17 protein-coding genes and 3 pseudogenes are annotated in these 18,528 nt (G+C 62.7%); 11 read left to right on the plus strand and 9 right to left on the minus strand.

What is annotated here, in order from left to right; translation table 11 throughout:
* Positions 1 to 318 precede the first annotated feature (318 nt).
* The 7 genes from H7U20_RS07530 to H7U20_RS07560 all read left to right on the plus strand — a co-directional run bounded on the left by H7U20_RS07530 (position 319) and on the right by H7U20_RS07560 (position 5,196).
* Positions 319 to 999 (plus strand): response regulator, encoded by a 681-nt coding sequence (locus tag H7U20_RS07530; RefSeq protein WP_199518980.1) that lies wholly within the window; start codon positions 319 to 321, stop codon positions 997 to 999.
* Complete coding sequence (locus H7U20_RS07535) at positions 996 to 2,423, plus strand: ATP-binding protein (RefSeq protein ID WP_199518981.1); 1,428 nt, start codon at positions 996 to 998, stop codon at positions 2,421 to 2,423. Before H7U20_RS07530 ends, H7U20_RS07535 begins: the two co-directional genes overlap by 4 nt.
* A gap of 23 nt (positions 2,424 to 2,446) precedes the next feature.
* Entirely contained in the window at positions 2,447 to 2,884 is a 438-nt protein-coding gene (locus H7U20_RS07540; RefSeq protein WP_199518982.1) for an antitoxin Xre-like helix-turn-helix domain-containing protein, read from the plus strand.
* Between the two features lies 1 nt (position 2,885).
* On the plus strand, positions 2,886 to 3,575 hold the full coding sequence (locus H7U20_RS07545; protein WP_199518983.1) for an RES family NAD+ phosphorylase: 690 nt from the start codon (positions 2,886 to 2,888) through the stop codon (positions 3,573 to 3,575).
* 47 nt (positions 3,576 to 3,622) lie between these two features.
* Positions 3,623 to 3,943: a DUF2288 domain-containing protein gene (locus H7U20_RS07550; RefSeq protein WP_199518984.1), complete on the plus strand. Its 321-nt coding sequence runs from the start codon at positions 3,623 to 3,625 to the stop codon at positions 3,941 to 3,943.
* A gap of 117 nt (positions 3,944 to 4,060) precedes the next feature.
* The gene (locus H7U20_RS07555; protein WP_199518985.1) at positions 4,061 to 4,906 is read left to right on the plus strand and encodes a DUF817 domain-containing protein; all 846 of its coding nucleotides are present in this window, start codon (positions 4,061 to 4,063) and stop codon (positions 4,904 to 4,906) included.
* 41 nt (positions 4,907 to 4,947) lie between these two features.
* A complete protein-coding gene (locus tag H7U20_RS07560; protein WP_093390078.1) occupies positions 4,948 to 5,196 on the plus strand; it encodes a DUF3297 family protein in 249 nt (82 codons plus the stop codon).
* Between the two features lie 50 nt (positions 5,197 to 5,246).
* Here the strand turns inward: H7U20_RS07560 and H7U20_RS07565 are convergent, their stop codons facing one another.
* Positions 5,247 to 6,233: an Lnb N-terminal periplasmic domain-containing protein gene (locus H7U20_RS07565; RefSeq protein WP_199518986.1), complete on the minus strand. Its 987-nt coding sequence runs from the start codon at positions 6,231 to 6,233 to the stop codon at positions 5,247 to 5,249.
* A 522-nt stretch (positions 6,234 to 6,755) separates the two neighbouring features.
* Between H7U20_RS07565 and H7U20_RS31085 the strand changes: the two are divergent.
* The 3 genes and pseudogenes from H7U20_RS31085 to H7U20_RS07575 all read left to right on the plus strand — a co-directional run.
* Positions 6,756 to 6,831: pseudogene (locus tag H7U20_RS31085) on the plus strand (ATP-binding cassette domain-containing protein); the annotation flags it as partial.
* Positions 6,807 to 8,288, plus strand: a complete 1,482-nt coding sequence (locus H7U20_RS07570; protein ID WP_458351866.1) for an ABC-F family ATP-binding cassette domain-containing protein — start codon at positions 6,807 to 6,809, stop codon at positions 8,286 to 8,288. The pseudogene H7U20_RS31085 and the gene H7U20_RS07570, both read left to right, overlap by 25 nt.
* Positions 8,289 to 8,471: 183 nt before the next feature.
* Positions 8,472 to 9,182, plus strand: a complete 711-nt coding sequence (locus tag H7U20_RS07575; protein WP_199518988.1) for a GntR family transcriptional regulator — start codon at positions 8,472 to 8,474, stop codon at positions 9,180 to 9,182.
* Between the two features lie 181 nt (positions 9,183 to 9,363).
* Here H7U20_RS07575 and H7U20_RS07580 read toward each other — a convergent pair whose 3' ends face one another.
* From H7U20_RS07580 to H7U20_RS07610, 7 genes are all read right to left on the minus strand, one after another.
* A complete protein-coding gene (locus H7U20_RS07580; protein ID WP_199518989.1) occupies positions 9,364 to 10,737 on the minus strand; it encodes an 8-oxoguanine deaminase in 1,374 nt (457 codons plus the stop codon).
* A 125-nt stretch (positions 10,738 to 10,862) separates the two neighbouring features.
* On the minus strand, positions 10,863 to 12,215 hold the full coding sequence (locus tag H7U20_RS07585) for a uracil-xanthine permease family protein (protein WP_199518990.1): 1,353 nt from the start codon (positions 12,213 to 12,215) through the stop codon (positions 10,863 to 10,865).
* A gap of 615 nt (positions 12,216 to 12,830) precedes the next feature.
* Positions 12,831 to 13,244: a hypothetical protein gene (locus tag H7U20_RS07590; RefSeq protein WP_199518991.1), complete on the minus strand. Its 414-nt coding sequence runs from the start codon at positions 13,242 to 13,244 to the stop codon at positions 12,831 to 12,833.
* Between the two features lie 566 nt (positions 13,245 to 13,810).
* Positions 13,811 to 14,428 (minus strand): hypothetical protein, encoded by a 618-nt coding sequence (locus tag H7U20_RS07595; RefSeq protein WP_199518992.1) that lies wholly within the window; start codon positions 14,426 to 14,428, stop codon positions 13,811 to 13,813.
* A 145-nt stretch (positions 14,429 to 14,573) separates the two neighbouring features.
* A complete protein-coding gene (locus H7U20_RS07600) occupies positions 14,574 to 16,130 on the minus strand; it encodes a hemopexin repeat-containing protein (protein WP_199518993.1) in 1,557 nt (518 codons plus the stop codon).
* Between the two features lie 5 nt (positions 16,131 to 16,135).
* On the minus strand, positions 16,136 to 17,065 hold the full coding sequence (locus H7U20_RS07605) for a hemagglutinin repeat-containing protein (RefSeq protein WP_199518994.1): 930 nt from the start codon (positions 17,063 to 17,065) through the stop codon (positions 16,136 to 16,138).
* A gap of 77 nt (positions 17,066 to 17,142) precedes the next feature.
* On the minus strand, positions 17,143 to 17,484 hold the full coding sequence (locus tag H7U20_RS07610) for a hypothetical protein (RefSeq protein ID WP_199518995.1): 342 nt from the start codon (positions 17,482 to 17,484) through the stop codon (positions 17,143 to 17,145).
* A 7-nt stretch (positions 17,485 to 17,491) separates the two neighbouring features.
* Between H7U20_RS07610 and H7U20_RS30135 the strand changes: the two are divergent.
* A pseudogene (locus tag H7U20_RS30135) lies at positions 17,492 to 17,731 on the plus strand (integrase core domain-containing protein); the annotation flags it as partial.
* Between the two features lie 511 nt (positions 17,732 to 18,242).
* On the opposite strand, the pseudogene H7U20_RS07615 reads toward H7U20_RS30135, so the two are convergent.
* Positions 18,243 to 18,422, minus strand: a pseudogene (locus H7U20_RS07615) (HNH/ENDO VII family nuclease); the annotation flags it as partial.
* Positions 18,423 to 18,528: the final 106 nt, after the last annotated feature.

Here is an 18,528-nt window from a genome sequence, read left to right on the forward strand (position 1 = left end):
ACCGCGGCCAGTGCCGGCGTGGTGGCGATGCCGGCCCTGGCGATCTGCGCGGAATTGACGCGCAACTGCTCCGGCACGGCCGGCGCGGCCGCCGCCGTCGTCAACAAACCTGCCAACAGCAGAAGCAGGGGCACGCGGCGCAAACGGCGGCGGCTAAGGCAGGCGTTATGGCAGCGGTTAAGATACGGAGTGGATGGCGACATGGCGCGACGCTTTGCAAGAGTGGTCAATGGCGCCGATGGTGGAATCAAGACATTAAGAAGTTCTTAACAACTGCCGCCTACCATCCAATCCGATCAAACAGCCAAGGAGCCGGGCGTGCGCATACTGTTGACCGAGGACGACCCCCAACTGGGACGGGCCACCCAGATCGGCCTGGAGCAGGCCGGCTACGCCGTCGACTGGGTGCGGTCGGCCGAAAGCGCGCACACGGCGGTGCGTCTGCACCGCTACGCCTGCCTGCTGCTCGACCTCGGCCTGCCGGGCCAGGACGGCATGCAGGCCTTGGACCAGCTGCGCCGCAACGGCTACGACGGCGCCATCCTGATCGTCACCGCGCGCGACCAGATCCCCGACCGCATCGCCGGCCTCGATGGCGGCGCCGACGACTTTATCATCAAGCCCTTCGACCTCGACGAGCTGGCCGCGCGCGTGCGCAGCGCCTGCCGCCGCGCCGCCGGCCGCCTGCGCGAGCAACTGGTGCACGGCGATATCGTCATCGACGTGGCCGACCGCCAGGTGCAGCAGGCCGGCCAGCCGGTGCCGCTGACCAGCAAGGAGTTCAGCATCCTGCTGATGCTGGTCGAACAGCGCGGCCGCGTGCTCAGCCGCGAACAACTGGAGGAAAGCCTGTACGGCTGGGGCGAGGAGGTCGAGAGCAACGCCGTGCAGGTGCACATCCACCACCTGCGCCGCAAGCTGGGCAAGGCGCTGATCCGCACCGTGCACGCGGTCGGCTACAGCATCGACAAGCCGGCCGCCGACGCCGACGCCGCATGAGCGCGCGCGCCGCGCCCTGGTCGCTGCGCCGCACGCTGCTGGCCTGGCTGCTCGGCCTGACGCTGGCGCTGTGGGGGCTGAGCGCCCTCATCGTCTACCTCGAGGCCGACCGCGAAAGCCAGGAGCTGTTCGACCAATCGCTGGCCGAGACGGCCCACCTGCTGCTGTCGCTGGCCGACCACGAGGTGCAGGAGCACGCCGCCGGCACGCCGTTGGCGATGGCCGTGCCGGACAACCGCAACCACCGCCAATACCTGCTGTTCCAGATCTGGAACGCCGAGCCGCGCCTGCTGTACAAGAACGTCGGCGCGCCCGACGCCGCCTTCGCCCCGCCCGGCGCCGCCGGCTTCGGCTGGGCCAACGTCGACGGCGCGCGCTGGCGCGTCTACACCAGCTGGAACGACAGCCACCGCCTGCAGATCCAACTGGCCGAACCGCTGCGCCACCGCAAGGACATCAGCGGCCGCTTCGCCTACAAGCTGCTCGGCTTCGCCCTGCTGCTGGCGGCGCTGGCCACGCTGACGATACGCTGGAGCGTCAACCGCGCCTTCCGCGCGCTGCGCCGCTTGGCGGACGAGGTGTCGCGCCGCACGCCCAACGACCTGGCCGACGTCGGCCTGGCCGGCGCGCCGGACGAGGTGCATCCCCTGCTGCTGGCCATCAACCGCCTGTTCGAGCGGCTGCGCCGCAGCATGGAACACGAGCAGCGCTTCACCGCCGACGCCGCGCACGAGCTGCGCACGCCGCTGGCGGCCATCAAGACCAATCTGCAGGTGATCGAGCGCGCCCGCAGCGACGCCGAGCGCGACGAGTTCATCGGCGGCCTCGGCGTCAGCGTCGAGCGCGCCGGCCGCCTGGTCGACCAGTTGCTGACGCTGTCGCGCCTCGACCCGCAATACCGCCAGGCCGACGACCTGGCCGAGCACGACCTGGCCGCCGTGCTGGCCGGCCAGTTGCCGGCCTGGCGGGCGCAAGCCGAACGGTGCCGGGTCGCGCTGCAAACCGAGCTGCAGGCGGCGCCGTGCCGGATCAGCCAGGCCGGCGTGCAAATCCTCGCCCGCAACCTGGTCGACAACGCGCTGCGCTACACGCCGGCCGGCGGCACGGTGCGCCTGTCATGCGCCCGCGACGGCGCCCAGGTCTGCCTGCGCGTGGCCGACAACGGCCCAGGCATCGCGCCGGCCATGCGCGAGCGCGTCTTCGAGCGCTTCTTCCGCCTGGCCGACGCCAAGCAGTCCGGCAGCGGCCTGGGCCTGTCCATCGTCGAGCGCATCGCCGAGACCCACGGCGCCAGCGTGCGCCTGGACGAGGGCCTGGACGGCGCCGGCCTGGGCGTCGAGGTGCGCTTCCCGGCCGCCGCCGCCGACGACGCCAACACCAACACCAACGCGGACGTTTGCCTTTCATCCAAAAAAGGAGTATAACTATTCCATAAACGGAGGGAACCATGAACCTTGCCTACGCCTACCCCAAGAGTCGCTTCGAGCCGACGGTGCTGGTCGACCTGAACGCCAAGGCCGAGCGCGAGCGCCTGTCCAAGTCCGCGCTGATCGGCTTCTTCAAGCTGGCGGCGGCCTGGCAGTTGCGCGACGACGACGCCCGCGAACTGCTCGGCGGCCTGTCCAGCAGCGCCTTCTACGAATGGAAGAAGAACCCCGACCGGCTGCTCGAGGTCGACCGCATCACGCGCATTTCCTACCTGCTCGGCATCTACAAGGCCTTGCACATCCTGTACGGCGACCAGCTGGCCGATGAGTGGATCGGCCTGCCCAACAAAAACATCATCTTCGGCGGCCGCACACCCTTGGCGAACATGCTGGCCGGCGGCCTGCTGGCCATGCAGACCGTGCGCAAGCTGCTCGACGCCCGCCGCGGAGGACTGTGACTTGCCGCTCAGCCCGATCCCGCCGCTGATCCTGCTGCGCCAGATCGACACCTGCCGCCTGCTGCCGTCGCGCTTCGCCGACCTGGACGACTCGGTGTTGACCCCGCTGGCCGAAAACGACGCCCACTTGCAGGACCTGTTCGATCTGGACAACGCCACCAATGAGCGCCTGCGCGCCCAGTACGGCGGCAGCGCCGGCATCGGCGTCGACGAGCTGGTGTTCGGCGTGCCCAATTTCCGCATCATCAACGCCGCCTTCACCTACGCCCGCCCCGAGGGCAGCCGCTTCAACGACGGCGAACGCGGCGCCTGGTACTGCGCCTTCGACGCCGACACCGCGCTGGCCGAGGTGATCTTCCACAAGACCGTCGAATACGCCGAGATCGACCGCTTCGACGACAGCGTGCCCTACCAGCTGATGCTGGCCGACTTCAGCGCCCACTTCCACGACCTGCGCGGCCAAGCCCACTTCGGCCACTGCCTCTTGCCGAGCAGCTATGTCGGCTCGCAGCAGCTGGCCGGGCTGCTGCTCGACGGCGGCTCGATGGGCCTGGTCTTCCCCAGCGTGCGGCGGCCCGGCGGCACCAACCTGGCCTGCTTCCGCCCCGCGCTGGTGGGCAATGTTCGCAAAGACAAGGTGTATCGGTTAACATGGGCGGGTTCGCCGACGCCGCGCGTCGACATCGTCTGAACGCGGCCGCCGCGGCCGGCACCTTTTGACCATTTTTCGATCCAATTATGCAGACCAAGCCAGAAAACGACACCGACCTCCGCCTCAAGATCAACAGCGAAACGGCGCGCCTGCCCTGGACCGAGCTGCTCAAGCACTTCGCCTCCGGCAGCGTGGTGTGGGTCGCCAGCAGCCTCGACCTGGTCGACGTCGCCGTGCGCATCTCGCACGACGACAAGGCCAACATCAGCCAGTGGATGGGCGCCGGCCTGCTCGGCAAGGTCACCGACCAGCAGGCCGAAGCCTGGCTGGCCGCCGACGCCGCACTATGGGCGGCGGTGGTGCATCCCTTCATCCTGGTGCAGGAAGAAAAGCCCAAGGTCCACTAGAACGCCCATTCGATTTCCGATATTGAAAAGCTATTTTTAATACCTGTTTCGATATCGGTCCCTCACCCAGGCCGTCCGCACGCCCGCTGCGCGCCGGCCCCAGTCCCGCCATCGCCCATGTTCCTGCCAGCCCTGGACCAGCATCTGCTGCGCAACACCGCCTATCCGCAACTGAGCGGATGGCAACGTTTCATCACCGAATTCCTGTATTTCGGCGTCAAGCAGGCCCGCGCCTGCCTGTTCGTCGGCTTGTTCTTCGGCGCCGTGATCCTGCTGCCGCGCGCCGGCCTGTTCGGCCTGCCCCGCTACGACGCCCTGCTGATCGCCGCCGTCGCCATCCAGTTGTGGATGGTCTGGGCCGGACTGGAAACCTGGGACGAACTGAAGGCCGTCAGCCTGTTCCACCTGGTCGGCTTCGCGCTGGAAGTATTCAAGGTGTCGTCCGGCATCCAGTCGTGGAGCTATCCGGACTTCGCCCACAGCAAGGTGATGGGCGTGCCGCTGTTCTCCGGCTTCATGTACGCCGCCGTCGGCAGCTACATCATCCAAGCCTGGCGCCTGCAGGATTTGCGCATCCGCCACCATCCGCCGTACTGGATGGCGATCCTGATCGCCGTGCTGATCTACGCCAACTTCTTCAGCCACCACTACATCGGCGACTACCGCTGGTATCTGGCCGCCTGCGCGCTGGGCCTGTACGCCCGCACCAGCGTGATCTTCCGCCCGCTCGACCGCGACCGCGTCATGCCGCTGCCGCTGGCCTTCGTGCTGATCGGCTTCTTCATCTGGCTGGCCGAGAACATCAGCACCTTCTGGGGCGTGTGGCGCTACCCGAACCAGCTGGGCGCCTGGTCGGCCGTGCACGTGAGCAAATGGAGCTCCTGGTCGCTGCTGGTCATCATGACCTTCACCATCGTCGCCAACCTCAAGCACATCAAGGCGCGCATCCACGTGCCTGATTAGACCGTTGTATTGATTGGTTTTCTAGAGGATAATTGATGCCCATGAACGATACCACCACCCTCCCCCCATTGCCTGACCGCCTGTCGATCGACCCGCGCAGCCCTTTCCACCTGCCGAGCGCCTTCGAACGCGAAGTGGCCATCAAACTGAACGACAAAGAGCGTTTGGACGTTGAAGAATATTGCATCAGCGAAGGCTGGATTCGCGTTCCCGCCGGCAAGGCGCTGGACCGCAAGGGTCAGCCGATGCTGATCAAACTGAAGGGCAAGGTCGAAGCCTTCTACCGCTAAGCCGTCCGCAACCAGCTTCCACCACCACTCCGGCCCGCCGCCCTCGGGCGTCAGCGCCGGATGCTCGCCGAAAAATCCTCCGACTTATCCGCCGCGCGCGCCCTCGCCGTGATGTGCGCCGTCTCGCGCAGACGGGCGAATTCGGCCGAACCGGCCAGCGCGCCGATGTCGAACAGATAACGATCCAGATACCCCGAAGCCAGCAGGCGCCAGTCGAACGGCAGGCCGGGATCGATGCGCCGCGCCATCTCGAAGACGATGGTGGTGCAGTTCGCCGTCAGCGTGTTGTAGAAGCGCGGCGCGCGGCGCAACTGGGCGCCCTCGTCCAGATAGGCCAGGAACAGGGAGCGCATCGCCGCCGGCGCCATCTTCAAGCGATACAAATACATGTCCTCGCCGCGCACGTTGGTGCGCACCCACAGGATGTCGCGCTCGTCGGCCGCCACCAGCACCGTCTCGTAACGCTTGAAAAATCCGGCCAGGGCCGAGAAGCTCTCGCCGCGCTCCTTGCGTATCTCGATGGAAAAGGTCAGGTAACGGCCGTCGTCGAAGCCGAACGACACCAGGGTGTGGGCGATGGCCGGTCCCATCCAATACGACAGCGCCACGTCGACCGAGCGCAACCGGTCCAGGTCGTAGCGCCGCTGCTCCCAACGCTGGGTGAAGTCGGCGTCGCTGCGCCAGTCGAAATTGCGCACCTGGGCCAGCGTGACGATGCCGCCGTCGACCCTGCCGCCGGCCATGCGGTCGACGTCGGCGGCCCAATTGCGTTGCTGCGCCGGCGCGATGGTACTCCACCAGGCCAGCAGCAAGGCGAACGCCAGCAACCAGGGCAGCAAGACCCGCGCCCGCCCGCCGCGCCACCAGCAGATGAGCGTCGCCATGCCGGCCGCCACCCACACGGCCAGCGCCGCCCAGCGCGCCGCCGCGCCGGCGGGCAGTTGGAACCACAAGGCCAGCGCGCCCCAGCCGGTCAACAACAGCAGCAGCAAAGAGGCCAGGATCATTAGCACACTGCGGAGTAGGCTTTTTTTCATGCGCAGATTATAGAGGCTGAAACGTTCCGGCCGGGCAAGCAGATGCGGCGCTGGCGTCCGCAGTAAATTTCGCGTAACATTGCCGCAGAACCAACCAACACCCGGCGCACGCCATGAAAAACCAGTAAATTGCGACTCAGCTGATTGACCCGACCGCCACCGTGGCAACACGCGGCGCGGCGCGCGCCATGACGGCCCCGCAATCCCCCTCCCGGCAGCCCACGCTGCCAGCCCGCATCGAGTAGCGCCACGCCGTCCCTTACCACGGCCACGGCCGCTTCCCGATCCGCACCACGCTAGACCGGCAGCACCCGCCTATCCGCCTCATTCGACAGAGTCGACGCCTCACGCCCGGCCATCGCCCGGCCAAGGCATTGCAGCGGCACGCCGACCTCGCCAACCTGAGACTGCGCACAAGCTATTATGCATAACACCACCGCCATCGCCACCTACAACGCCAGCTACCGCATCGACGGCACTGCCGTGAACATCGACGACTTCACCCATACCTTTTACCAGCGCAAGATCGGCATCATCGGTGACAACGGCAGCGGCAAGAGCACGCTGCTCAAGATGCTGGCCGGCAGGCTGCGTCCACAGTCCGGCTCGGTCGCGCTGTCGGCCAGCATCTGTTACTGCCCGCAGGACCAGCAGGGCTTCGAAGCGGCAACGGTGGCCGGGGTGCTCGGCCTGGCCGACAAGATCGCCGCGCTGCGCCGCATCGCCGGCGGCGGCCTGGCGCAGGCCGATTTCGACCTGCTCAACGACGACTGGGACGTCGAGCGCAACCTGCGCCTGCGGCTGGAACAATACGACCTGGCCCAACTGGAGATGGAGCGCCCCTTCGCCGCGCTGAGCGCCGGCCAGAAAACCCGGCTGCTGCTGGTGCGCGCCATCCTCAGCCAGGCCGATTTCCTGCTGTTCGACGAGCCGACCAACAACCTCGACATCCACGCCCGGCGGAGCCTGTACGATTTCGTCGCCAACGCGGAGATGGGCCTGCTGATGGTCAGCCACGACCGCACCCTGCTGCGGCAATGCGACGAAATCATCGAGCTCAGCAGCATGGGGGTGAACGTCTACGGCGGAAACTTCGACGCTTTCGCCGAGCAGAAAAGGCTCAAGGACAACGCCGTCGAACGACAATACGAGGACGCCAAACAAGACTGCAAGAAGGCCCAGCGCGCCGCGCAACAGGCGCAGGAAGCCTTCGACAAGAAGAGTTCGGTCGGCCGCAAGCTGTTTCTCGACGGCCACATCGACCGCATCTCGGCCAACGCCAAGCGCGGCCGGGCCGAAAAGACCATCGGCCGCATGAGCAACCTGGAGGAGCGCATGCTCGCCTCGGCCGGCAACCGCCTCGACAACGCCAAACAAATGCGCGAGGTCAAGGAGGCGATCCGTGTCGTCCTGCCCAAGACCTCTGTGCCGAACGGCAAGGTTGTGCTGACGGTCGAGGCCCTGGGCTACCGCCATCCGGGCGCCGAGCGCGCCCTGTTCGACGGGCTGGACTTGACGATGGTCGGGCCGGAGCGCGTCGCCCTGATCGGCCGCAACGGCGTCGGCAAGAGCACGCTGCTCAAGCTCATCTGCGCCGAGCTGACGCCGACGCGGGGCACGGCGTCGATCGGCGTGGCGCAATGGAACTATTTGAGCCAGGACATCGGCATGCTGTGGCCGCAACAGAGCGTGCTGGAGAATTTCCAGCGCATCAACGCCGACCTGTCGCACCACGACTGCCACCACGCCCTGGCGCAACTCAAATTCCGCAACAAGGATGCGCAAAAGCTGGCCGGCCAACTCAGCGGCGGCGAACGAATACGCGCCGGTCTGGCCTGCGTGTTGATGTCGAGCACGCCACCGCAATTGCTGCTGCTCGACGAACCGAGCAACCACTTGGACCTGGCCAGCCTGGTCGCGCTGGAGGACATCCTCAACCAGTACCAGGGCGCGTTGCTGCTGGTGTCACACGACGCCAGCTTCCTCGAACGGGTGAAGGTGGGCCGCCACGTTTCGCTGGCCGACTTTTCGGCCGAGCTGGCGTGTCAAAAGTGATGGTTGCCGGTCGACCGGGGCTGGCCTGGCTTGGTTTGGCTTGGCTTGGTTTGGCGTGCCGGCGGCATGGTCAAGCCGGCCTTGCCGAGGTATCATTGCGCCATCCGCTTTCGCAGGCATTTCGATACGAAAATGCACGAATCCGGACGGCCGACCTTACCCAGGATTTTCGCTCCAGCACCTATGACCCATCCAATCGCAGCGACGCCGGAACGCGGCAGCGGCGGCGACAGCTCGAATGAGATCGCCAACAGCATCGCCGAGGCCATCGCCGCCCGGCAACTGCCACCCGGCACCAAACTGCGCGAAGAGGCGCTGGGCCGGCTGTACTCGGTCAGCCGCACCAAGATCCGCGCCGCCCTGCTGATTTTGTCGAAGGACAAACTGATCCAGATCGTGCCCGACAAGGGCGCCTTCGTCAGCCAGCCCAGCGAGACCGAGTCGCGCGAGATCTTCGCCGCCCGCCGCATCATCGAGGCGGCCTTGGCGCGCGAATTCGTCGCCAAGGCGCGGCCGGCCGACTACAAGGCGCTGGAGAAGCACTTGAAGGCCGAGCGCGCCGCGCTGGCCCAGGTCAACACCAAGGTGCGCTCGCAGCTGCTGGGCGATTTCCACGTGATGCTGGCCGAAGTGGTCGGCAACCACGTGTTGAAAGAGATCGTCCACGAGCTGGTCGGCCGCAGCTCGCTGATCACCATGCTGTACCAGTCCGACCGCGACGCCGTCTGCTCGTCCGACGAGCACGCCGCCTTCCTGGAAGCGGCCAAGGCCGGCGACGCCGACAAGGCCGCCAGCCTGATGCTGCACCACCTCAGCCACGTCGAAGCCGCGTTGCGCTTCGACGGCAGCGTCAGCGAAGGCAAGCGCGACCTCGTCACCGCCCTGCTGATGTAACTCCAGCGAGGGCAGCCCCAGCCGGAACCCAGCCAGCGGGGTCAGCCAGCGGGGTCAGTGCCGACATTCGGACATTCACCGCATGAATGTCCGAATGTCGGCACTGACCCCGACTGCTGCGGCCGCTGCAAACCTCGACTGCTGCGACCGCTGCCGCCGTCGGCGCTGTTCGCGGTTGCGGCTAGGCCGCGCGGGTGCCGGTCGCCAGCGCGAGGATGCGCGCCAGTTCGTTGTGGCGCTCGATCACCAGCGGCAGGTCGAGCGTGCACAACTGGCCGTCGCGCACCACCACCTTGCCGTTGATGATGCTGTGCGACACGTTGGCCGGCGTGCAGAACACCAGCGCCGCCACCGGGTCGTGCAAGGCGCCGGCGAAGCCGATCTGGTCGAGCTTGAACATGACGATGTCGGCCGCCATGCCCGGCTTGAGCGCGCCGATATCGTCGCGATTCAACACCTTGGCGCCGCCCAGGGTGGCCATCTCCAGCGCCTGGCGCGCCGTCATGGCATCCGGTCCGAAGCCGACCCGCTGCAACAGCATGGCCTGGCGCACCTCGCCCAGCATGTGGCCCGAGTCGTTCGAGGCGCAACCGTCCACGCCCAGCCCGACCGATACGCCCTGGTCGATCATCTTGCGGATCGGCGCGATGCCGGAGGCCAGGCGCATGTTCGAGCACGGGCAGTGGGCGATGCCGGTGCCGGTGCGGCCGAACATGTGGATGCCGTCGTCGTCCAGTTGCACGCAGTGGGCGTGCCAGACGTCGGGGCCGACCCAGCCGCAGTCCTCGGCGTACTCGGCCGGCGTCATGTTGAACTTCTCGCGGCTGTAGGCGATGTCGTTGGCGTTCTCGGCCAGGTGGGTGTGCAGCGACACGCCGAAGCTGCGCGCCATGCCGGCCGCCTCCTTCATCAAATCGCGCGACACCGAGAACGGCGAGCACGGCGCGACGACGATGCGCTGCATGGCGTAGCGGCCGCTGTCGTGGTAGCTCTCGATCAGGCGCTGGGTGTCCTTGAGGATCGCCGCCTCGCTCTCCACCACGCAATCGGGCGGCAGGCCGCCTTTCGACTGGCCCACGCTCATCGCGCCGCGCGCGGCGTGGAAGCGCATGCCGATCTGGCGCGCCGCCGCGATGCTGTCGTCCAGCTTGCAGTCGTTCGGGTAGATGTACAGGTGGTCGCTGCTGGTGGTGCAGCCGGACAGGATCAGCTCGGACATCGCCGTCAGCGTCGACACGTGCACCATTTCGGCGCTCAGATTGGCCCAGATCGGATACAGATTGGTCAACCAGTTGAACAGCTCGCCGTTCTGCGCCGCCGGGATCACCCGCGTCAGGCTCTGGTACATATGGTGGTGGGTGTTGATCAGCCCCGGCAGCACGACGTGGTTGGCGGCGTCGATGATCTCGTCGGCCTGCTGCGGCAGCTCGGCCGTGCTGCCGACCTGGACGATCACGTTGTCGCGGATGAAGACGGCGCCGTCGGCGATTTCGCGCCGCTGCTCGTCCATGGTCACCAGCACGCGGGCATTCTTGATCAAGAGGGTCTTAGTCATTTTGTGTGTTAAAGAAAAGGAATGAAAAAACACTGCGGAAACAATGCACGCGCACTGCGGAAACAATGTGAAAATCCCGCGCCGGCGATGGCGCGCCGGCGCGGGAGGGCAAAGCAAGCGCTAGTTTAAGCGGCTTCCAGCTCCGCCGTCAGGAAAGCTTGCGGCACGTCCTCTTCGTCCTCGTCGTGCTCGACCGGACGCTCGGGCAGCACCAGGTTGAGGATCACCGCCACCAGCGCGCCGACGGTGATGCCGGAACCGAACACCTCCTTGACGAAGGACGGCAGCTTGGACAGCAGCTCGGGCCGCACCGTCACCGCCAGGCCGCAGCCGATCGCCACCGCCATGATGATGCTGTTGCGCTTGGTGCTTTCCACCTTGCTGAGCAGCTGCACGCCGGCCGAGATGATCATCGCGAACATCATCAGGCCGGCACCGCCCAGCACCGGCTGCGGGATCGTCACGACGATGGCGCCGAGCACCGGAAACAGGCCGGCCAGGAACAGCAGGCAACCGGTCAGCGCGACGACGTGGCGGCTGGCCACGCCGGTCAGCGAGACCACGCCGACGTTCTGCGCGAAGGTCGACACCGGCGGGCTGGACATGACGGCGGCCAGCGCCGAACCGAGGCCGTCGCACAGGATGCCGCGCGCCAGGGTCTTGCCGCGCATCTTGGTGTTGGTGGCGCTGCCCAGCGCCATGAAGGTGCCGGTGGTCTCGACCATCGTCACCAGGAAGGCGACGGCCATGGCGACGATGCCGGCGATCGGAAAGGTCATGCCGTAGTGCAGCGGCTGCGGCAAGGCGAAGATCTGCGCCTGCTCGACGGGGTTGAAGTTGATCATGCCCAATGACAGGCACAGCAGGTAGCCGATGAACATGCCGATCACCACGGCGGCGGCGGAGATGATGCCCTTGCCGAACTGCACCAGCGCGATCACCGTCAGCAGCACGAAGGCGGCGATGCCCAGATTGGCCGGCGCGCCGTAGTTGGCGCCGGGGGCGAAGCCGCCCGCCGCCCAGTCCACCGCGACCGGCACCAGCGACAGGCCGATCATCGTCACCACCACGCCGGTGACGGCGTGGGGGAACAGTTTGCGGATCTGCGGCATGAAGCAACTACCGACGATCATCACCACCGAGCCGGCCAGCGAGGAGCCGAGGATGCCCGGCACGCCGTGCTCCAGGCCGACGCTGATGGCCGCGCCGACGAAGGCGAAACTGGTGCCCATCACGCAAGGCAGGCGGATGCCGACCGGGCCGACGCCCTTGCACTGGATAAAGGTGACGACGCCGGAGCCGAGCAAGGCGGCGTTGATCAGGGCGACGATCTGGTCGCCCGGCAACTTGAGCGCCGCGCCGACCACCAGCGGCACGGCGATGATGCCGCCCAAGGCGGCGAGCATGTGCTGGGCGGCCAGCAGGATGGTGGTGAGCAGCGGCGGTCTATCCTCGACCTGAAAAAGCAAGTGATTCATTGAACGTGTCTCCATCTATTATTTTGGTAGTGGGCGGTGCGTGCTACGGACAACTCGCGAGGCCTACCCGGGGCCGCGCGCAAATCAAATCATTGCATCGCCAGGCGGGCGGCGAAGGCCGCGTCTGGCGTCAGGGAATCTGTTCTGTGTTGCTGTGCTAGCGCTCCGGCCGCAGGCCGCGATGGAGACGTGATGTGCTGCTGATGTCAACGATATTGCCGTTGTGTGGATTCCTTGTCAACCGATTTTGTATACAATTTTTGGATATCAAACAACAGACAAGGACGCGCAACCGCGCATTACTGGCGGGTTGTCAGAGCGGGAATGGCGCCGTGGCATGGCTGCGGGGACGGCGGCGGGAACGGCGGCGGGAACGGTGGACGTGGTTAGCCATGCCGGCGTCTGGCGCAGGCGGGGAAACGATTGTGGACAATGTTGCGGCGCCCTGTCTTTGCCGGAAAGGAAAAGTGCGGCTGGACGCCAGGCGGCTTGACGAGGCCGCCAATTTGGCGGAGCGAACGCCTGGTCGGGTTCGACCAGGTTTCACGGGTATTGCAGAGTATTGCGGACTGGACGGCGGCCCGGCCGCCGCGAGAAACGGTGGCCCGGGCCGGGTCAGTGAACCAGGCGCGCCGGCGGGCGCCAAAAACGGCTCGGCACGCTGCCGGTCAATTGAAAACGCTCGATCACCGACCAGGCGTGCGTCGCCTGCTCCGGGAAGGCGTCGGCCAGGGCGCGCAGCACGTCGCAAGCGGCGGCGCGGACCTCCTTCTCGGTATAGTTGACCTCCTCCGGATCGCTGCACAGCTCATCCAGGTCGGTCCACACGGCATAGGTGCGCTCCGTCAGTTCAGAGTCCACTTCCTCGATCAACCAGCCTGGATCGCCGCCGATACCGCCCTCCGGTCCCAGGATACTGTACAGGAAGGAGGAGAAGCACGGCGCCTCTTGCGGTGGAAACGCCCAGAACATCACTTGGTACAAATTGTGATATTCATCGCTAATCTCGTCTAATCTACCCCATATCATCTAATATTCCTCAATTCGACTTCGCGCCCCGCCGACACCACGGCAACCAGGTTTTCCCAGCATCCGCACCGCCGGCCGCCGCGAAACAAATCCATCAAACAGCTTTGCGCTTATAACTTCCGAACCACCAAACTACTATTCATCGAACATATCGCCAAGAAAGCCAATGTCGGCATTATTGTTTAAATAGAATCAATTCCATTAACTCAATATTATTCGATACGCAAATAGCTGACCACGTACAGGACCTTGACCGGAGTTTGCCATGCAGACGGCGGTCGTTGCGAAGAGTATAGGGATTAGATTGCTATATAGCAATTTCTATTATGCGTACCTGTCACATTTGACAGGTATGGGCTAAATAGCGTTGTATATACGACATAATTCCGAATTGGAATATAGGCAGGCAGGCAAAACTTGCAAAGCAATAGTATGAAGTTGAATACTTCCAAGGCGAACCAGGAAATTTCGGGTGAATCAAATACTTGCAAATTAATAGTAATTTGTTTTTCACATCATTATCTATTCGACAACGCGCCTTTTCCAACGGCGGCAACAAGGACGGATCATCCCGTCATGATGCTGCCTTGCAAGGCGCCGTGGATGAAGCCCAGAAGTTCGCCCACGACCTCACTGGTCTTCGGCCCACTGCCAATGTCGACGGCGCCACCGTGCAACACCAACGAAAAGGACTTTTTGATCAAGCCTTCCGGGGTGGGCAGCGCCCCGTCTTCCGATCCACACAAGAGGAGTGCATTGGCCAGGCAGGCGAATTGCTTGGCCTGCTCAGGCGAGGCGGCGATGGCGGTGACAAACTCCGCCCGCTTGAAGCCAGCCGCATCCGTGTGGCGAATCAGTTGATCCGGACTAAGCTTTTCCGTTTGTGGAATGCCGCGCGGATGGTCGCGTGCACTGGCCAGCACGACGACAAACACACGGCGCTCCATGTCGAATGCATACCAAGTGCTCATCCCCTCGTTCATCAGCCCCCCCTTGGAGAATGAAATACCTCCTTCGGAAATTCGGGAAATCTCTATCGGGATGGCGAAATTCGCGTCGTGCTGGCTTTTTACTTGTGGCGCGGGCAATGGCAAGGTCCGCCCTATTTTGGCGACATCGGTCTCAAACGGCCCATCAGGACAGGGATCGCCCGCCGCGTTTGCCGACTCGGTAGAAGCAGCCATTGTTCCAGCCTAAGCAAAAAATGATCGTCCGCGCGCAATGCGGCCGAATCCCGTGCGTCAACAACCGCCAACCGCCTGCGGTTTTTGCGCACGGTCATTCACCTAAAAGAACAGTCCCGCGCGGATGTCCGTGCGAGACCGGACATCAGGCGTCGATGGAACTGGGCCAAAGGCCGGGCCAATTCCCGGCGATGTCTTTCGGGTAGCCAGAATCGACCTTGTCGGTCTCGATATCGTAGCGGATATACTGGCTGCCTTTGAAAAAGTAGGCCTTTCCATCGTTCCATACAAACGCCGCGTTGATACCCGCCGCGAAACTCGGCGGAAACCCTGGCCAGCCGTCCTTGATGGCGCGCGGGTAGGCGCTGTCCACCTTATCGGCCAGGATGTCGTACCGCATGTATTGCGATCCTTTGAAGAAGTATGCCTTCCCATTGTTCCAGGTTACGCCCGCATCGATGCCACCAGTCCAAAGACCTGGCCAATTGGCGGCGATAGACCGGGGGTAGTTGGGATCGGTCTTGTCCGTGGCGATGTCATAGCGGAGGTACTCAGTCCCCTTGAAAAAATATGCCTTGCCGTTGTTCCACATGAGCACGGCGTCTATGCCGGCGGCGAAACTCGGCGGGAAGCCCGGCCATTTTCCCGCGATGGGACTGGGGAAACCGGGATCCACCTTGTCGTCCTTGACGTCATATCGGGCATACTGCGAGCCTTTGAAAAAATACACCTTTCCGTTGGGCCATACGCTGCTGGGCGCCACCGCATGGGGGTAGGCAGTGCCGATGAAGGTGGCGTCACTGGCGTCGATATCGACCCCGCCCGTGACCGCCACGTTGTCCTTCATGATCGACGCGGGGAGCCAATAGCACATGATGGAATTGATGTCGCTATGGGCCGTGGCGAGCAGCGCCGAATTGTCCAAGGGCGTAAGAACCTGGTCGGTGACTTCCTGCGGAGTCCATCCTTGTGTCGCGCCGAAATACGCGATGGCTTTGTTCTTGTCTATCCTGTTGACGATCTCCGCGCGCATGTGTTCGTGCGGACATCCCAATGTGTGGCCGGTCTCGTGCCGGACGACACGGTAGAATTCGGAATCCGCGGTGTTCATCGTGAAGTTATCAAGATTCATGGTCGGTTCGCTGGCTGGAATGGACAAGATGTCCGTTCCCAAATAGGACCAATAACCGCCGCCTGGCAACCGGGCGATGCGGACTTGGGGCGAGACGCCGCTTTCCACAAACTTGACGTTGGCCCACGCGCCCCAGGAATTCATATGGAAAAGGATGCGTTTCTTGAGATCGGCGGCCGGGCTGTCGAGAAATCCAACGGTCAGGAAAACGCCGTTTTTCCCCCAGTACTGTGAGATTTTCACTGCCAGATGATCAGGCGTCAGTGCCGCGCCAGCGGTCACCGTCGGAATCGAAGCCGAGCCGGCATGGTTTTCCGGATTGATCTGAATTGCCATTTGCCTCGCTGATAGGACAAGCTCAGACGGCAGTTTTTTGATGCAGCAGCATATATCAAGCATGACATTCCCCCAATGGTGTAGAAATTGATATTCGATGTAGGCGGCGCCGACACAAAATCGATCCGTCTGCCGGGATTTCGCTGAGCCGGCCCATAGCTGCGCCGAAACCACTGTGATTTGCTTGGCTGGATGTGTGCGTATGCGCGTGTTGTCGATAGACAGCTTTTCCATAATAGTTAGAAAAAACGGGGACAAATACACATATTGTCACGAAGGCGTGTGTGCCCCCCGCGTTCGGGAGTCCCTGATGGGTGTCGCCGTCGAAGCGTGTACCGGCCGCCGGCCTTCAACTCGACGTTGCCGCCCAGGCTGGCGATCTGGCTGCCGACCTGGGTCGTGTTGTCGTGCTTGCCGTCGGTGGTGGTCTTGACGTTGCCGTAGGCCGGCTGGAAGTTGCTGCCGATCGAGCCGGACTTCTTGCTGCTGGTGGCGTAGTCTCCCGTGTCGTGGTCGGCCGCGCCGACGATGCCCAGGTCGCCCTTGGCGGCGATGCTGAGCTTCTGGTCGGCCACCACCGTGCTGGCCTTGACCAGCGTGTCGCGTCCGCTGGTGGCCGTTACGCTCCCGCCGCTGAGCACGCTGCCGATCTGCCGCACCGTGTCGCCGTTGCCGCTCTTGTCGTCCTGGCTCTTGCTGTAGCCGATGCCGGTCGACAGGTTCAGGCTGAAGCCGCTTTGCTTGACTTCCGAGCTGTGCCGCTCGCTGCCGCTCTGCTCGGCGCTGAGCACGCTCAGGTCGCGCTCGGCGGCCAAGGTCAGCGCATCGCTGGCCGTCAGTTGGCTGGCGACGACGACGATGTCGCGCCCGGCCCGCACGGTCACGTCGGCGCCCGTCACGCTGCCGCCCACCACGTGGCTGCTCGCGCTGTAATCGGCGCTGTCGCTGCTGCCCTTTTTGAACGTGCTCTTCCACTCGCGGTGGCTGGTGGTGTCCAACAAATGCGCTTCCTGCACCTGGCTCAGGCTGACGTCGCCCGTCGCCGTCAACTCGACCTTACCGCCATCGACCACGCCGCTGCCGACCAGGCTCAAGGCGCCGCTTGCCTTCGTGCCGGCCTTCAGGCTCAGATCGCCGCTGGTGGCGCACAGGCTCAAAGCGGGCGACATGCACTCGATAAAGTCTGCCAGCGCCAGCGGTCAGAACTATTTTTGAAACGCGTCTACGATCAAATGGGACTCGATTTTTATGGAATGGCGCCCCATACCTCACCATGTTTGTAAACTTCCAAAAGTCCAACATCAACTAAAGCGCTTGAAAAAACAGCATCAGAACAGGGCATCAAAACTCCTTCTATTTTCGATTCATCGCAGTAACTAAACTCACCTCCACCGTATGCTGGAATTTTTGAAAGGAGAATTTTCTTCAAATTCGGCACGTCAACCAATATTGCTTTTCTCAAGTCATCAATATCAGATTCGTTTTCCACAACATACCCGACCTCATTTTTCATAACGAATACACCAAGAATACTCACCCTCTCACCAATAAATAAAGTGAGTTTTTCAATTACCTCAGACATTTCCATAATTTAAACCAACGGCATGATTGAGCGATTTAATGGCCGGATCAGCGAGCTGTTGCAGCAGACACGATTTGAAAGCCGGGCTGATCTGGAGACGACTTTACTCAATTAACTAAATCTTTACAATCATCACATTCCGCAGCGTGCCATCTGCACCAAAACGCCAATCCGGGCGCTGAAAGAATAACAGCACACAAAGCCGGAGTTATTCGTTAAACGCGCCTACGATAAAATTGGACTAGACAATTAACAAGCAATCAGCGGCCGGAATTATTTTTTAATCGCGCCTAGGTAGCATTACGAAGAATGCACAGCTATGCGCTTACACAGAAATTTATAAAATGTATCCGAATAAAGCACACATTCAGCAGATGGAAGTTGCAAACAAATAGGACATTCTCCATTTCGGAATTCGTTTTAATCGAAGAAGAATACCTCCCCTAAATCAGTCTCACTAATTACCAATTTTAAATCATCAAGCAAGCCAGCTTTACGATTGGCTAAGTGCTGAAAAACTACATCCCCACCATTTACTGATTCAAATGGTATACCATAAATACTGTAGATTTCCTCTCCTTCAATTTCTTCTCCAGCATATTCTTTTAGGAACCATTTCTAGGAATCAGGCAACACCCGATTCAACGCGGCTTCCGCCTTGATAATCCAATTATCGCCATCGGCGTCAAATGACGACCCAAAGTTCACGGTGGCACCATGACTCGCAATCATTTTTTCGACTTCACTTATAGATGTGCTCATACCTATTGTGCCCCATAGTTAGTAGAACGATTCGTCCAGTAACGCGCCTTCCATGCATCAAATGCAGAGCGGTCAATACCCGATGGAATCGTGTTGGGATTGATGTGAATAATCTTGCTGTTCTGCTGATGGAAAGTTTGCGTCACTTCTGTAATCGCGCTGTCGTTCGACTGCAGCATGTGGTGAAGATTTACGGCTCAATGCCGTTCCGTGTGGAATTTGACATCAGGTAACATGTCGGCTACCGCCATTTTTTGAGTTCACGAGTCCCTGATGAGTATTGCCGTC

This window comes from Rugamonas violacea, from assembly GCF_016461825.1.
GTDB lineage: Bacteria > Pseudomonadota > Gammaproteobacteria > Burkholderiales > Burkholderiaceae_D > Rugamonas.

What these genes read in the sequence shown, in the direction of transcription:
- H7U20_RS07575 (WP_199518988.1), top strand. Translation starts at nt 8,472, where the DNA reads ATGACCCATCCAATCGCAGCGACGCCGGAACGCGGCAGCGGCGGCGAC.
- H7U20_RS07580 (WP_199518989.1), bottom strand. Translation starts at nt 10,737, where the DNA reads ATGACTAAGACCCTCTTGATCAAGAATGCCCGCGTGCTGGTGACCATG.
- H7U20_RS07540 (WP_199518982.1), top strand. Translation starts at nt 2,447, where the DNA reads ATGAACCTTGCCTACGCCTACCCCAAGAGTCGCTTCGAGCCGACGGTG.
- H7U20_RS07600 (WP_199518993.1), bottom strand. Translation starts at nt 16,130, where the DNA reads ATGGAAAAGCTGTCTATCGACAACACGCGCATACGCACACATCCAGCC.
- H7U20_RS07565 (WP_199518986.1), bottom strand. Translation starts at nt 6,233, where the DNA reads ATGAAAAAAAGCCTACTCCGCAGTGTGCTAATGATCCTGGCCTCTTTG.
- H7U20_RS07610 (WP_199518995.1), bottom strand. Translation starts at nt 17,484, where the DNA reads ATGGAAATGTCTGAGGTAATTGAAAAACTCACTTTATTTATTGGTGAG.
- H7U20_RS07570 (WP_458351866.1), top strand. Translation starts at nt 6,807, where the DNA reads ATGCTGGCCGGCAGGCTGCGTCCACAGTCCGGCTCGGTCGCGCTGTCG.
- H7U20_RS07585 (WP_199518990.1), bottom strand. Translation starts at nt 12,215, where the DNA reads ATGAATCACTTGCTTTTTCAGGTCGAGGATAGACCGCCGCTGCTCACC.
- H7U20_RS07550 (WP_199518984.1), top strand. Translation starts at nt 3,623, where the DNA reads ATGCAGACCAAGCCAGAAAACGACACCGACCTCCGCCTCAAGATCAAC.
- H7U20_RS07605 (WP_199518994.1), bottom strand. Translation starts at nt 17,065, where the DNA reads ATGTCGCCCGCTTTGAGCCTGTGCGCCACCAGCGGCGATCTGAGCCTG.
- H7U20_RS07590 (WP_199518991.1), bottom strand. Translation starts at nt 13,244, where the DNA reads ATGATATGGGGTAGATTAGACGAGATTAGCGATGAATATCACAATTTG.
- H7U20_RS07560 (WP_093390078.1), top strand. Translation starts at nt 4,948, where the DNA reads ATGAACGATACCACCACCCTCCCCCCATTGCCTGACCGCCTGTCGATC.
- H7U20_RS07535 (WP_199518981.1), top strand. Translation starts at nt 996, where the DNA reads ATGAGCGCGCGCGCCGCGCCCTGGTCGCTGCGCCGCACGCTGCTGGCC.
- H7U20_RS07595 (WP_199518992.1), bottom strand. Translation starts at nt 14,428, where the DNA reads ATGGCTGCTTCTACCGAGTCGGCAAACGCGGCGGGCGATCCCTGTCCT.
- H7U20_RS07555 (WP_199518985.1), top strand. Translation starts at nt 4,061, where the DNA reads ATGTTCCTGCCAGCCCTGGACCAGCATCTGCTGCGCAACACCGCCTAT.